General features: G+C 76.6%; 12 protein-coding genes. 5 read left to right on the top strand and 7 right to left on the bottom strand.

All coding sequences use genetic code 11. The features are described from left to right. Positions 1 to 13: 13 nt before the first annotated feature. The 5 genes from J4557_RS01220 to J4557_RS01200 all read right to left on the bottom strand — a co-directional run bounded on the left by J4557_RS01220 (position 14) and on the right by J4557_RS01200 (position 7,157). Entirely contained in the window at positions 14 to 2,356 is a 2,343-nt protein-coding gene (locus tag J4557_RS01220) for a DUF5682 family protein (RefSeq protein WP_208264417.1), read from the bottom strand. Then, positions 2,317 to 3,426, bottom strand: coding sequence for an ATP-binding protein (locus J4557_RS01215; protein ID WP_425544042.1), 1,110 nt, complete (start codon positions 3,424 to 3,426; stop codon positions 2,317 to 2,319). Before J4557_RS01215 ends, J4557_RS01220 begins: the two co-directional genes overlap by 40 nt. Then, positions 3,423 to 5,009, bottom strand: a complete 1,587-nt coding sequence (locus J4557_RS01210) for a DUF5691 domain-containing protein (RefSeq protein ID WP_208264416.1) — start codon at positions 5,007 to 5,009, stop codon at positions 3,423 to 3,425. Before J4557_RS01210 ends, J4557_RS01215 begins: the two co-directional genes overlap by 4 nt. After that, entirely contained in the window at positions 5,006 to 6,304 is a 1,299-nt protein-coding gene (locus J4557_RS01205) for an SWIM zinc finger family protein (protein WP_208264415.1), read from the bottom strand. The genes J4557_RS01210 and J4557_RS01205 overlap by 4 nt, the downstream gene beginning before the upstream one ends. 115 nt (positions 6,305 to 6,419) lie before the next feature. Beyond that, positions 6,420 to 7,157, bottom strand: a complete 738-nt coding sequence (locus J4557_RS01200) for a M50 family metallopeptidase (RefSeq protein ID WP_372442425.1) — start codon at positions 7,155 to 7,157, stop codon at positions 6,420 to 6,422. A gap of 223 nt (positions 7,158 to 7,380) precedes the next feature. Between J4557_RS01200 and J4557_RS51460 the strand changes: the two genes are divergently transcribed. After that, positions 7,381 to 8,958 (top strand): CocE/NonD family hydrolase, encoded by a 1,578-nt coding sequence (locus J4557_RS51460; protein ID WP_208264413.1) that lies wholly within the window; start codon positions 7,381 to 7,383, stop codon positions 8,956 to 8,958. Positions 8,959 to 9,183: 225 nt separating this feature from the next. Here the strand turns inward: J4557_RS51460 and J4557_RS01190 are convergent, their stop codons facing one another. Beyond that, positions 9,184 to 9,825 carry a hypothetical protein gene (locus tag J4557_RS01190; RefSeq protein WP_208264412.1) on the bottom strand — a complete coding sequence of 214 codons (642 nt, stop codon included), beginning with the start codon at positions 9,823 to 9,825 and terminating at the stop codon, positions 9,184 to 9,186. An 18-nt stretch (positions 9,826 to 9,843) separates the two neighbouring features. Between J4557_RS01190 and J4557_RS01185 the strand changes: the two genes are divergently transcribed. Both J4557_RS01185 and J4557_RS01180 read left to right on the top strand, forming a co-directional pair. Beyond that, positions 9,844 to 10,038, top strand: a complete 195-nt coding sequence (locus J4557_RS01185) for a hypothetical protein (RefSeq protein ID WP_208264411.1) — start codon at positions 9,844 to 9,846, stop codon at positions 10,036 to 10,038. Continuing rightward, the gene (locus J4557_RS01180; protein ID WP_208264410.1) at positions 10,035 to 10,967 is read left to right on the top strand and encodes a threonine ammonia-lyase; all 933 of its coding nucleotides are present in this window, start codon (positions 10,035 to 10,037) and stop codon (positions 10,965 to 10,967) included. The genes J4557_RS01185 and J4557_RS01180 overlap by 4 nt, the downstream gene beginning before the upstream one ends. Here the strand turns inward: J4557_RS01180 and J4557_RS01175 are convergent. Next, on the bottom strand, positions 10,930 to 11,307 hold the full coding sequence (locus J4557_RS01175; RefSeq protein WP_208264409.1) for a hypothetical protein: 378 nt from the start codon (positions 11,305 to 11,307) through the stop codon (positions 10,930 to 10,932). The genes J4557_RS01180 and J4557_RS01175 overlap by 38 nt on opposite strands. A 290-nt stretch (positions 11,308 to 11,597) precedes the next feature. Between J4557_RS01175 and J4557_RS01170 the strand changes: the two genes are divergently transcribed. Both J4557_RS01170 and J4557_RS01165 read left to right on the top strand, forming a co-directional pair. Continuing rightward, on the top strand, positions 11,598 to 13,100 hold the full coding sequence (locus tag J4557_RS01170; protein ID WP_208264408.1) for a hypothetical protein: 1,503 nt from the start codon (positions 11,598 to 11,600) through the stop codon (positions 13,098 to 13,100). Between the two features lie 134 nt (positions 13,101 to 13,234). Continuing rightward, a complete protein-coding gene (locus tag J4557_RS01165; RefSeq protein WP_208264407.1) occupies positions 13,235 to 14,377 on the top strand; it encodes a CaiB/BaiF CoA transferase family protein in 1,143 nt (380 codons plus the stop codon). Positions 14,378 to 14,426: the final 49 nt, after the last annotated feature.

The following is a 14,426-nucleotide window of genomic DNA, read 5'->3' as shown; positions in this document are numbered from 1 at the left end:
TCTGTGCCTCCGCTCACGGTGCCCCCCAGCCGAGGACGCGCAGCGCCGTCGCGACGGCGGGCGCCGCGCGCTTCCCGTCGAGGTCGTCGCCGGACGGGCGGGACGGTCCGGCGGGCGCGGCCCCGGCCCGGCGGACCCGCTCGCCGATCGCGCGCCGCTCGGCGGCGGCGTACGCGCCGAACGTGCGGCGCAGCAGCGGCAGGACGTCGGTGAACGCGTCGGCGGGCAGCCCGGCGATCCAGCCGTCGACCAGCCGGAGCAGCTCCTCGTCGTGCACGAGGACGAGCCCGCCGCCGGACAGGAACCCCTCGACCCAGGCGGCGGCGCGGGCGGGCGCGGCGCCCACCGACACGGCGCGCGCCATCCGGGCGGGGACGTCGTCCAGCCGGCCCGCGTCCAGCAGCAGCCGGGTGACGCGGCCTTCCAGCAGGCCGTGGAGGGTCTCGGGCCGGGCGATCAGGGCCGTCAGGGCCGCGCGCCAGCGCTCGAGGTGAGACTCGTCGGCGAGCAGGGCGAGGGCGCCGTGGACGGAGTCGACGTGCCCGAGGAAGTCGCGGGCGGCGTCGTCGTCGAGGCCCGACACGGCGGGCGGCAGGCCGACGCACACCCGGACGACCAGGCCGTCGACCACGGTGCGCAGCGGGCCCGTCGCGGTGCCGCGCACGTCGCCGTAGCGGAGCGCGCGCACGAGCGCGGGCAGCGCCGCCATCAGGTGCGCGACGTCGGTGTCGAGCGCGGCCCGGTCGGCGAGCGCGCGCATCACCGTCGGCAGCGCGTCGCCGAGGTCGGCGAGCAGGCAGCGCTCCGCGACGGACGTCAGCTCCGGCAGCGTCCGGGCCCCGGAGGCCATCGCCTCCGCGCGGGCCGCGGTCGCGTCCCGCACGGTCGTGCCCCACGCGCTCGCCTCGATCAGCTCGACGTCGAACTCGGGCCGCCACACCAGCGTCCACGTCTCCCGGAACGTCCCCTTCGACCGGCTCTCCGCGGGCACGCCCCAGTCGACGTCGAGCAGCCGGAGCCGGTGCAGCAGCCGGCTGCGCTCCAGGTCGGTGGGCTTGCGGAGGTCGAGGTCCTGCTCCTTGCCGAGCGCGGACGGCCGGAGCCGCAGCCGCCGCTGCTCGGCCTGCAGGTCGCGCTGGAGCGGCACCATCGGCGTCCGGTCCGGGACGGCGCCGAGCCGCTCCCCGACGACCATCCGCTCGCGGATCAGCTCGACCGGCGCCTCCGCGCCCTCGCACAGCACCGCGCGGGTCGCCTCGGTGACCTCGTCGAGCCCGGCCAGCGGGCGGCCGCGCAGCGCGGCGAGCGCCTCCGCCAGCCGGACCGCCTCGATCACGTGGGCGGACGAGACGTGCAGGTCCTCCTCGCGCAGCAGCCGCGCTGCGGCGGCGAGCCACCGCTCGACCGGCCGGTCCGGCGCCGCGAACAGGTGGTGGTACCAGCCGGGGGAGCGGACGCCCGCGCCGTACCCGGAGCGGCCCGCCAGCCGCCCGTGCGTCCACGGCACCCACGTCATCGCGACCTTCGTCTTCGGCAGCCCGCGCAGCGTCCGGTCGTCGTGCGTCGCGGGGACCTTCGCGCGCAGTGCCGGGACGTGCCAGGCGCCGCAGACCACCGCGACCCGCTCGAACCCCTCCTTGAGGGCGCGGCGCACGGTCCGGCGCATGTGGGCCTCGCGCTGCTCCTCGCGGCGGTCGGCCCGGGACGGCTCCACCCGCTCGCGCAGCTCGGCCATGGCCTCGGCGATCGCGGGGAACGGCGAGGGGCCCTCGTGGCGGTGCTCGACGACGTCGTCCCACCAGCGTTCGGCGTCGTCGTAGCCCGCCGCCTTGGCCAGCGTCCCGAGCGGATCCAGCCGGATGTCCTCCGGCGGCGCGGCGCCCGCCGCCTCGTCCCCGGACTCCTCGCCGCCGGGTCCGGTGCCGTCCGGTCCGGTGCCGGAGGGGTCGGCGCCGTCCGGTTCGGGCGGGACGAGCTGCTGCGCGGCGGGCAGGTCGCAGAACCGGACGGCCGCGCCCGCCGCCAGCCCGTACCGGATCGCCTGCCACTCCGGGCTGAACTCCGCGAACGGCCAGAACGCGGCCTTCCGGTCGCCCTTCTCCGCCGCGCCGCCGGACGGGCCCGCGGGGGAGTAGGCCAGCAGCGCGACCGGCGGGACCATGCCGGGGTCGCCGGCCAGCTCCACGATCCCGTCGGCCTCCGGCGGCCCCTCGATCAGGACCGCGTCGGGACCGTACTCCTCCAGCGCGCCGCGCAGCGCGCGCGCCGAACCGGGACCGTGGTGGCGGATCCCGAAGACCTCGACCCGTCCGGCCGTCAAGACACCTCCCGGCAGGCGCGGTAGAAGTCCCGCCATTCGGGCCGGTCCCGCACGACGGCCTCCAGGTACTCCTGCCACACCACCCGGTCCGACACCGGGTCCTGGACGACGGCGCCGACGAGCCCGCCCGCCACGTCCGCCGCCCGCAGCACCCCGTCGCCGAAGTGCGCGGCGAGCGCCAGCCCGCTGGTGATCACCGAGATGGCCTCGGCGGTGCTGAGCGTCCCGCTCGGCGACTTCAGCTTCGTGCGGCCGTCGGCGGTCAGCCCCGAGCGCAGCTCCCGGAACACGGTGACGACCCGCCGGATCTCCTCCAGGCCCGCCGGGGCCTGCGGCAGCTCCAGCGGCGCGCCGATCCGGTCGACGCGGCGGGCCACGATGTCCACCTCGTCCTCGACGGTGTCGGGCAGCGGCAGCACCACCGTGTTGAACCGCCGCCGCAGCGCGCTGGACAGCTCGTTCACGCCCCGGTCGCGGTCGTTCGCGGTCGCGATGACCGTGAAGCCCTTGCGCGCCTGCACCTCGGTGCTCAGCTCCGGGACCGGCAGCGTCTTCTCCGACAGCACCGTGATCAGGGCGTCCTGGACGTCGGACGGCATCCGGGTCAGCTCCTCGATCCGCGCCACCGACCCGCGCCGCATCGCCCGTATCAGCGGGCTCTCCACCAGCGCCTTCTCCGACGGCCCCTCCGCGAGCAGCCGCGCGTAGTTCCAGCCGTAGCGGATCGCCTCCTCCGCCGTCCCGGCCGTCCCCTGCACCAGCAGCGTCGAGTCGCCGCTGATCGCCGCGGCGAGGTGCTCCGACACCCACGTCTTCGCGGTGCCGGGCACGCCGAGCAGCAGCAGCGCCCGGTCGGTCGCCAGCGTCGCCACCGCGACCTCCATCAGCCGCCGCCGGCCGACGTACTTCGGCGAGACCACGGTGCCGTCGGGCAGCTCCCCGCCGAGCAGGTACGTCGTGACGGCCCACGGCGACAGCCGCCAGCCCGGCGGCCGGGGCCGGTCGTCGTGCTCGGCCAGCCGGGCCAGCTCGCCGGCGTACTCCTGCTCGGCGTGCGGGCGCAGCACCCCGGCGGGCACGGGATCTCCGGTCACGGGTTCGGTCACGGGGCGAGCTCCTTCAGCATCTCGTCGCGGAAGCGCAGGGTGGTGATCAGGGCCGGGACGGCCCGCGGCAGGGCCCGCCCCGGCTCCTCGGCCGGGCGCCGGGCGAGCAGCTCCTCCAGCCGGGACGCGGCGGACGGGTCGAGGCGCTGCTCGGCGAGCCGGCACAGCTGGGTCAGGGCGTGCTCGTCGCGGCGGGTGGAGGCGGGCCGCCCGGCGGACGCGGCGAGCGTGCCGACCACGGCGGCCGCGAGGTCGCCGGTCCACGGCCCGGGCACCCGCTCCAGGATGGGCGGCAGCTCGGAGCGGCCCTCCACCCAGCGGATCAGCCCCGCCGCCGCGGCGTCCCGCTCGCCGGCGGGCAGGACCGCCAGCAGGTCGGCGAGCGCGCCGGGCTCGTCCACCATGACGCCGCCCTTCAGCAGCGCGCGCGCCCACGCGGCGTCCTGCTGCTTCAGCGCGGCACGCGCCCACCCGATGTGCACGTCGCGGGCGTCGCCGTCGTGCTCGTCCCGGCCGGGCCGCCCCTCGGCCGCCCCGGCCGCCGCCACCGGCAGGCACACGATCTCCATCGGCGGCAGCCCGAACAGGTCCGTCCAGGTGCCGAGCGGCGTGCGGGCGAGGATCTCGCGCAGCCAGGCCGCCCGCGTCCCCACCGGGCGCCCTCCGCCGCCGGGCGCGAACGACCCGCCGGGATGGAACGGGACCCCGTCGCGCGCCAGGTCCTCGTCGTGCGCGGCCGGCGGCTCGACCATGATCCACGTCTGCTCGCGGCCCCGCACGGTGCGCACCCGCGGGACCAGGCAGGAGCGGGCGCGCGCGGCCATCCGCTCCCCGTACGGGGAGCCGGGCAGCCGGGCGAGCAGGTCGGCGGCGAGCTGCCGGACGTCCTTGCCGCGGTCCTCCAGCACCGACTCCAGGAACTCCTCGTCGTCGGGCGACAGCCCGGTCCGGAACGTGCCGAGGAACGCGGCGCGGTCGGGCGCGGGCTCCTTCGCCCACGTCTCCCGCAGCGCCTCGCGGGCGGCGGCGGGATCGGTGCGGCGCAGCGCGGTCAGGTGCGCGGCCCGCTGGTTGCGGGTGCCGGTCTCCCATACCTCGGCGCCGCCGCCCGGATCGCCGCCCGCCCCGACCAGGTACGCCCAGTCGGTGTTCCGCAGCGCCAGCCACACGCCGCGCCGCCCGGCCGCGCGGCTGATCGACGGCCGCAGCATCCGGTCGCCCCGGCCGCGTTCGAGCAGGTCGGGCAGCAGGCGCGCCGGCACCCGCAGCCCGCGCGCCGCCGCCGCGTCCAGCCACTCGGGCAGCACCTGGACGTACTCGCCGCGCAGGATCCGGCCGAGCCGGTCGGCCGCCGCGGGCGGCACGACCGGCGCCTCCTCGGCGGGCGCCGGGGCGATCACCTCGGCGGCTCCGCGCCCGGGGACGCGCCCGGCCCGCCGCGCGACGGTCAGCAGCGCGGCCTGGTCCAGCAGCCGGCCCGCCTTGTCGGTGCCGGGGCCGTCCGGCGCCTCCGGCAGGACGGGCGGGTCGCGGCGCTCGGTGCCGAGGAGCGCCGCGGTGACGTGCTCGTTCCAGCCGGTCACAGCGGCACGGCCCCTTCGTCGGCCTGCCAGGCGGTCAGCGGCCGGAGCCCCTCCGGCGTCCACTCCCCGGCGAGCGTGACGGGCCCGCCGCCGGACACCGCGAGCAGCCGCCAGGGATCGGCCGTCCGCAGCGGCAGCGCGTCGCCCGCCTCGTCGACCACGTGCAGGCCCCCGCCCTCACCGCGGGCGAGCCGCACCCCGTCCAGCGTCGCGGGCCAGCGCTCCAGCCACGGGTCGCTCGCCAGCGCCGCGGCGTGCTCGTCCAGGAACCCGGCGACGGACGTCCCGCCGGGCGTCGCCGGGACGGCCGGGCCGTGGCGGTCGGCGACCAGCGCCCGCAGCGGCCGTGCCCCCGGGTAGAAGGCCAGCTCGGCCTCGACCTCCGTGCCGACGACCAGCGAGGAGTCCAGGGCGGCGCCGGGCGCGGCGAACGACAGCACGAGCGCCGGACGCCCGCTCTCGCGCCCCCGCAGCCAGATCCGGCGGGTGGTGAGCTGGTCCTGCACGGTGTCCCGCGCCCCCGTCACGCACCAGCGGTCCCGGACGTGCTCCCCGTGGCCGAGCACGTCGTCCTGCGCGACGGTGAACCCGACCCGCGAACGCACGGTGTCGCGCAGGCCGCCGGGCAGCTCGTCGCGCCGCCGGTAGGCCCGGACGAGCAGCCGCAGCAGCGCGTACTCCTCCAGCAGCCGGTCGGGCCAGCCCGGCTGCCGGGGGATCGCCGCGAGCGCCCTGACCTGCCCCGCCAGCGCGCCGGCCTGCGCGTCGACGAGCCGGCGCGCGGCGTCGTCCCACAGTCCGTAGGGCGCCTTCTCCGCCTGCGCGAGCCCGTGCGTCACCTGGTCGCGGAGCCACTGGTCGAGCTCGGCGAGCCCGTCCTCGACCCGCCGCTCGCGCCGCTCCACCGTCTTCGGGTCACGCGCCTTGGCCGCCCCCGCCGCCTTGCGCTCGTGCGCCTTCCCGGCCCGGTCGCGGCGCTGCTCGATCCACTCGGCCGCCCAGCCGGGACGCGCCCCGGCCGCGACCGTCCCGTCCGACCACAGGAGCAGCAGCCCGAGGACGTGCTTGCACGGGACCTTGCGGCTCGGGCACGTGCAGCGGAACGCCGGCCCGGCCAGGTCGGCGCACGCCCGGTAGACACTGCCGCCGCTGCCCTGGCACTCGCCCCAGACGGCCTCGTCGTCGCAGCCCGTCCCGCCCCACCGGGCCGGCCGGGCGATGCCGCCGGCCGCCTTCGCGGACGCCGTGTCCGGCGCCAGCGCGGCGACCCGCCCCCGATCCCATCGACCGCTCACCCCCCGAAACTATCCGCCCCGTCCGACATTCCCAGCGTCACGTTCCCCCGGCCGCGACCGGGAGCCGCCTGGTGGGCGGCCTGGAAGCGGGCGGCTCGCGCGGCGGGAGGCGGGCTCACCGGCCGGGGAGGTGGAGGGAGACGTCGGGGAAGAGGAGGGCGCCGCCGGCGAGGAGGGCGACGAGCGCGGTGGCGCCGAACAGGGTGACCCACGCCAGGCCCGGGACGCCGGTGAGGTGCGCGAGCTGGTCGGCGTCGGAGCTCGGCGCCATGTGCCGGGCGCGCATCCGCTGCAGCTCGATCACCGGCCGGGTCGCGGCGAGGAGCAGGAACCACGCGGCGAGGTAGGCGAAGCCGGCCTGCACCTCGGCGCCGCCGAACCACGACACCAGGAAGACGACCGCGCCGGTCGCGACGACCGACAGCGCGCCGTAGGCGTTGCGGATCATCACGAGCATCGCGGCGAGCAGGGCGAGGGTGAACCAGAGCATCAGCGTGATGCGGCCGGCGGCGAGCAGCAGCGCGAAGAACAGGCCGAGCAGCGGCGGCGTCACGTACCCGGCCATCGCGGTGAAGATCATTCCGGGGCCGTGCGGCCTGCCGCGCGAGACGGTGACGCCCGAGGTGTCGGAGTGCAGCTTGATGCCGTCCAGCTTGCGGCCGGTGAGCAGGGCGATCAGCGCGTGCCCGCCCTCGTGCGCGATCGTCACCGTGTTGCGCGCGACCCGCCAGGTGGGGCCGTGCAGCACCGCGGCGAGCGCGACGGCGCCGACGAGGACGACGAGCCACCACGGGGGGTCCGGCTGCGTTCCCGTCACCCGGTTCCACAGGTCGGCGATGCTTGCGTGTTCCACGTCCACCTCGGGGTCGTCGGTCGGGGATGCCCAACATTAGGACGTCGGGGATAACGTTCGCGTTCGGTTCGCGACGCTCGGGATCAGGTGATGACCGCCGCTACCGACATTGGACGACTCGTCCCAATGAGGGGTGGATCGCCCGTGACAACCCCGGTCGGCTCTGCCATGCTGAACGCCGTTCTCTTGGTCAGTATCCACTTACTGGGGCGAGGAGCGGTCAGTGATCGGACGGAAGGCCGCGGCGCTCGGGCTCAGCGGCGTCCTCGGGGGCGTGCTCGCGGTGGCGGCGCCCACCGCGACTGCGAGCGCCGGAACGGTGCGGCGGGCGGCGGTCCCGTACGACTACCGGGAGATCGCCGTCCCGAGCACCGGCGGGGTGAAGCTCGACGGCAACGTCTTCGTCCCGCGCACGCCGGGACCGCACCCGGCCGTGGTGTTCATCTCCAGCTGGTCGCTGGAGGACCACGAGTACATCGCGCAGGCCGCGAAGCTCGCCGACAAGGGCTACATCGTCCTCAGCTACACCGCGCGGGGCTTCTACGACTCCGGCGGAGGCATCGACGTGGCAGGGCCGGACGACTGGGCGGACGGCTCCAAGGCCATCGACTGGCTCATCGCCCACACCGACGTGGACCGCGCCAGGATCGGGATGGCGGGCCTGTCCTACGGCTCGGGCATCAGCCAGATGGTCGCCGCCCGCGACACCAGGGTCGCGGCCGTCGTCGCGATGGACACCTGGGGCGACATGATCCAGTCCCTCTACGCCAACGAGACCCGGCACATGGGGGTGTACGCCCTGCTGAACGTGGCCGGGCGGCTCACCGGCCGGTTCAGCCCCCGCACCGCGCAGATCATGGACGACTTCGGTGCGAACCGGAACATCCCCGACCTGCTCGCGTGGGGCGCCGTCCGCTCGCCCGGCACCTACCGGGCCCGGCTCAACGCGCGCAAGGTGCCGGTCTTCTTGAGCAACGGCTACGGCGAGACGCTCTTCCCGCCCAACCAGCTCCTCGCCCACTTCACCGGGCTCACCGGCCCGAAGCGCCTCGACCTGTCGATCGGCGACCACGCCACCGCGAACGCGACCGGCCTCCTCGGCGTCCCCTCGCGGACCTGGGACGACGCGCAGCGCTGGTTCGACCGCTACCTCACCGGCGCGCGCAACGGCATCGACCGCGAGCCCGCGATCTCCTCCGAGACCGCCTGGACCCGCACGGTCGAGAGGTACCGGACCGTCGCGTCCATGACGAAGCGGACCGAGCACCTTGACCTCGGCGCCGCCGGCTCGCTTGGCGCCGCGGCCCCGGCCGGCTGGGCCAAGCCGCTTCCGGCGGGCGCGGACAGCGGTGCCACCGCCGGCTTGCCGATCATCAGCAACGGGCTCCAGACGTTCGGCATCCCCAACCAGGTCGCCACCGCGCAGATCTCCCGGTGGGCCGCCGGGGTCTGGACCACGCCCGTCCTCACCGCGACCCGGCGCGTGCGCGGGATCCCTGACCTGACCCTGTCGGTGACGCCGTCCGCGAAGTCCGCGACGCTGGTCTCCTACCTGTACGACGTGGACGCCGCCGGGACCGGCCGTCTCATCGGCCAGAACGCCTACACCCTGCTCAAGGCCGCACCAGGCAAGACCGTCGAGGTCCCGATCCGGCTCCAGGCCGCCGCCTACGACGTGCCGGCCGGGCACCGGCTCATGCTCGTCGTCGACACCAAGGACCCGCTCTACGGCGACGCCGACGTGCCGGGGTCCACGGTCACCGTCCGGTCGCCGTCGAGCCTGGACCTGCCGCTCGGCTGACGATGATCCACATCACGCCCACCGTCGCGTGAACAGGGTCGTTCCCCGCGCCGACCGTCCGGGGGTGCAGTTGACGACCGAGAGCGGCGGGGTGGACGCGGAGACGCGGACCCGGGCGACGCCGACCGGGCCTGGCACCACATCGACCGGCTCGGACGCCTCGTCACCGCGAGGGCCGGGCGCCTCCGCCGCCGCCTGCCCCCCGGTCGCTGCGCGACCGCCGCGCTAGGGACGCGCGGGCAGGCTGACGGCGATCTCGCCGCCGAGGACCGCGCCCGACTCCAGGTCCAGGTCGTCGCCGCTCCAGAACCGGCCCGGGTCGAACCAGTTCGGGCGGCGGCCCTTCGGCAGCAGCCCCATCGCCTGGTACGTCACCGCGACGATCTCCGCGCAGAACGCCGTCTCCAGGTTCGTGTCGCGCTCGGCCGGGCGGCGGATCGGGACCCGGCCGCGCAGCCACCGCGACGCCAGCCGCGACGTGGACGGGAACGGCGTGCCGTCCAGCCGGGCCACCGCGCGCAGCGCCGCGTCCTCCATCGCCCCCGACACCGGAGGGTCGAGCTGCCGCAGCCAGGCGCGCTGCCCGTAACGGTCGCCCCAGGTCAGCACCGCGTCGCGCAGGTCGTGCAGCTGCGCGCCGCGCTGGTGGCCGCCCGACCACAGGTCCGGCAGCGAGCGGCCGAGCTCGGCGTGCCACATCAGCGGCGGCAGGTCGTCGATGACCAGCGACATGCCGACGTGGTTCACCGGGCTGTTCGTCGTCATCTGGATGGCGCGGTCGGCGACCGTCCGGCCGCGGAACACCCACACGTCGCCGGTGCGGGTCAGGTCGGCGGCCTCGTCGAGGGAGATGCTCGTGCCCGGCATGATCGATACCGTAGCCGTATGCGGTGGTGGAGAAGGGCCGGCCTGTGGAAGGCGCTGGGCGTCGCGGGGTTCCTCGGCGTGGCGGCGACCGGTGCGGTGATCGTGCGCTCCGAGCGGCGGCGCCGCGCGTACACGCCGGAGGAGATCCGGAGCCGGCTGCACGAGCGGCTGGACCGGACGGAGGGGCACGGAGCGCCGGGGGACGGCTCGTGACGGCCCGGCAGGTCCGCGTGCCGGGCTCCCTGGACCTGGAGCTGGCCTGGGAGGCGGTGTCCGGGGTGCTCGCGCCGACGCCCGCCGTCCCGTCCGGCCTGGCACCGGACGCGCTGCTGAAACTGGAGACCTTCCAGCCGACCGGCTCGTTCAAGGTGCGCGGCGCGCTCGCCGCCGTGGCGGCGCTGCCGGACGGCGCGCCGGCCGTCACCGCGAGCGCCGGCAACCACGGCCTCGGGATGGGGTACGCGGCGGCGAGGTCGGGCGCGGACGTGACGGTGGTCGTGTCGAGGCGGGCGTCCGAGGTGAAGGTGGATCGGATCGGCGCGTTCCCGGTCCGGCTCGTCCTGCACGGCGACACCTACGACGAGGCCGAGGCGCACGCGATGACGCTGCCCGGCCACTACGTCTCGCCCTACAACGACCCGGCGGTCATCGCGGGGCAGGGCACCATCGGCCGGGAGCTGGACGCGCAGGCGGACGGCCCGCTCACGGTGATCGCGCCGGTCGGCGGCGGCGGGCTGCTCGCCGGGCTCAGCATGTGGGCGCGCGAGCGCGGCGGCGTGCGGATCGTCGGGGTGGAGTCGGCGGTGTCGCGTGGCGTGTCGGCGTCGGTCGCCGCCGGGCGGGTCGTCGAGGTGGAGGTCGGCGAGACGTTCGCCGACGGGCTGCCGGGGAACCTGGAGGCCGGCTGCGTGACGCCGGAGGTGATCGGGGCGGACGCGACGCTGACCGCCGTCACCGACGCGGAGATCCGCACCGCGCTGCGCTGGCTGTTCGCCGAGCACGGCCTGGTCGCCGAGGGCGCGGGCGCGGCGGGCGTCGCGGCGGTGCTGGCCGGCAAGGTCGAGATCACCGGACGGCCGGTCGTGGTCGTGTCCGGCCGCAACATCACCGTCCCGGCGTACGCGGACGCCCTGCGGCCATGACGCGGGACGCGCCTTGTCGTGCACGCACGCGGGGCGCCGACCACGCCACGTCCGCGGCCCTGCCCTTCGGCAGCCGCAGCGCGGCGGTCGGCGGAGCGTTCCCGCCGCCCTGCTGACCCGACGCGGCGGGCGTGCTCGCCGTCCCGTTCGTGTCGGGCGGCTCGTCGTGGCCGCCGCCGCGCGACAGGGCGAGCGCGCCGGCCATCTTCACCCCGATGCGCAGCGCCTCGGCGACCGGCAGCGGCCCCTCCCGGGCGAGCCGGTCGGTGAGCGCGCCGTGCTCGAAGTACTCCATCGCGATGTAGGGGCGTCCGGACCGGGTCATCCCCGTGTCCAGCACCGTCACGATGGTCGGGTGCCCCGACAGCCGCCCGGTGATCGGCGGGGCGGCGTCTGGGGCTCTGCGCCTTATCCGTGCGGAAATAGGATGACATTTCTTTTGGCCTTGCTCATCGTTGCCCCAATTCCGCTCCAGTGCGCGCCGGTGCCGCATAACCTCGGTCTCCGCGGTGCGAGGAACGCCGCGCCCGGGGACGGAAGGGGGAGGGGCCCGCCGTGACGGAGGACGTCATCGCGCAGCCGGCGCAGGAATCGCCGCCCAGGAAATCGCATTACGGAAATCTCGTTCGGATGGCGTATTTCGTTCTTCCGGGCCGCGGAAAGCGCGTCTACCGGCTGGCGGTCGCCCGCCGGATCGTGGACGCCACCGCCCGCGGTCCGCGCGACCGCACCGCCCCCGGCCTCGCCCGCCGCCGCACCCGCGTGCTGCGCCGCGCGCTGCGCCCCGCCCGCCGCCTGCACATCGGCCTCGGCCCCTGGCTGCGCGCGCTGCCCGCGCGGCTGCCCGACCCGGCGCTGACCGCCGCGCTCGCCGAGCTCGACCCCTACGTCCGGGTCGCCTACGTGCTGCTGCGCATCGAGGGCCTGCCGAAGTACGCCGTCCGCGACCAGCTCCGGGAGCTGCGGGTGCGCGACCCCTGGCCCGTCATCGACGCCGCCTGCGCCGTCTCGATCCCCGTCCCGCGCCGCGCCGAGCGGTTCGACCCGGCGCACCTGCGCCCCGTCCGGACCCGCTCGGTGCTGCCGCTGGCGACCGCCGCCGCGCTCACCACCGCGCTGCTCGGCGTGCTGATCCACACCGGTTCGGGACGGCCGGACGCCGCCGCCCCGGGCCTGCGGCTCGCCTCGGCCCCGCCGTCCGCCTGGACGCGCGGCGCCCGCACCCTGGACGCCTGGCCCGCCCGCGGCGACCTCACCGGCGACCGCGCGTTCCTCGACCGCGCCGCCGCCGCATGGGCGGCGGCCAAGGGCGACCGGAGCCCCGGCGGCGGCACCGCCCAGCTCCTCTACGCGGGGCACGCGGGCGGCGCGCCGCTCGCGCTGATGCGGCGCGGCGACCGCGTCGCCCGCTATATCCCGCCCGGCCTGGACGTCGTCACCGCCGGCACCGACCCGTCCGCCCCGATCGCCCTCGGCGGCGGACGCTACCTCCTCGCCCCCTGGGAACCGGCGCCCCGCACCCTCGCGGGCGCCGCCCTGCCCGTCCGCGACGGCGTCGTCGCGCCCGCGCCCGCCGCCACCCCCTGCGGGCGCGGCCCGCTCTTCCACCTCGGCGACCGCACGCTCGGCTACCTCGGCGGCCCGCGCGCCACCGTCCTCACCTACCACTCGCCCGACCACGCGCCCGGCGGGCCGCCCGACGCGCCCGCCCGCCTCGGCCCCGGCGCGGTGCGGACCTGGAACCGCCTCGGCTGCCTCGAACCGCCGCGGAGCCGCCCCGTCACCGACGCCATGGCCTGGGAGTTCTGGTCGGGGACGCTCCCGCACGGCGGCGCGCCCGCCGGCTGGTTCTGCACCCGGACGACCTATGCCGGCGGCGGGCGGGCCGGCGCGTCCACGCTCGTCGCCGACCGGCCGCACGACACCGGCCCCTGCGACGCCCGGCGCCCGGTGTCGGGCACCTGGTGGCAGTCGCCGTCGGGCCGCTGGTACTACCTCGCCGCCGCCGCGTCCGGGCTCGTCCCGCGGGCGCGGGGGCCGCTCGGCCCCGCCACGACCGCTCACCGGCTGCTGGTCGCCCGGCCGGAGCGCGGCCCGAACGTCCCGGTCGCGGTCACCGCCGCGTCCCGCTGAACGGGGCCGGTCAGAACCCACTTACCGCGGTCGGGCACACTAGGGTGACCGAACGGGATTCAGCGCCGGTCGCGGGGAGACCGCCCCGGGGCCGGCTCCCGGCGGAGATCAGGTGGGACCGAAAGGGGCTGCAGATGGGCAAGGGGCCGCTCTCCGGAGTGCGCGTGGTCGAGCTGGCCGGGATCGGGCCGGGGCCGTTCGCCGCGATGCTGCTCGCCGACCTCGGCGCCGACGTCATCCGGGTCGACCGCGCGTCCGCGGTGCGGGACGCCGCCACCGGCGGCACCGACTTCAGCAACCGCGGCAAGCGCTCGATCGCCATCGACCTCAAGAGCGAGAAGGGCAAGGAGGTCGTGCTCCGCCTCGTCGAGCGGTCCGACGTCCTGATCGAGGGCTTCCGGCCGGGCGTCACCGAGCGCCTCGGCCTCGGCCCGGACGACTGCCTCGCCCGCAACCCCCGGCTCGTCTACGGCCGGATGACCGGCTGGGGCCAGGAGGGCCCGCTTGCGCAGACCGCCGGCCACGACATCGGCTACATCGCCATCACCGGCGCGCTGCACGCCATCGGCCGCGCCGGTGGCCCGCCGCAGGTCCCGCTGAACCTGCTCGGGGACTTCGCCGGCGGCAGCATGTACCTCGTCGTCGGCGTCCTCGCCGCCCTGCTGGAGGCCAAGACCAGCGGGCGCGGGCAGGTCGTCGACACCGCCATCGTGGACGGCGCCGCCCACCTGTCCACCTTCATCCACGGCTTCCTCGCGGGCGGCATCTGGGAGGACCAGCGCGGCGTCAACATGCTCGACACCGGCGCCCCCTGGTACGACGTGTACGAGACCGCCGACGGCGGGCACATGGCGGTCGGCGCGATCGAGCCCCAGTTCTACGCCGAGTTCGTCCGCCGCCTCGGCATCGACACCGAGGGCCTTCCCGAGCAGTACGACCGCGCCCGGTGGCCCGAGATGCGGGAGCGCTTCGCCGCCGCCTTCAAGGCGAGGACCCGCGACGAGTGGACCGAGGTCTTCGTGCCCAGCGACGCGTGCGTGGCGCCCGTCCTGTCGATGAACGAGGCCAAGGAGCACCCCTTCAACACCGCCCGCGACGTCTTCCCCGAGCGCGCGGGCCACCGCCAGCCCGCTCCGGCGCCGCGCTTCTCCCGCACCGCCACCGACACCGACGGGCTCCCCGTCCTGCCCGGCGGCCAGACCCGCGCCGTCCTGGAGGACCTCGGCTTCGACGACATCGACGCCCTCCTCGCCGACGGCGCCGTCGCCCAGGCCTGACGCGCCCCGGCGGGCGGCCCGGCCCCGCGGCCGGGCGCCCGCCGGGCGC

It is taken from the genome of Actinomadura nitritigenes (assembly GCF_017573545.1).
GTDB classification, from domain to species: Bacteria; Actinomycetota; Actinomycetes; order Streptosporangiales; family Streptosporangiaceae; genus Spirillospora; species Spirillospora nitritigenes.
Note: the sequence above shows the minus strand (reverse complement) of the source record. Positions and strands in the feature narration are given on the sequence as shown.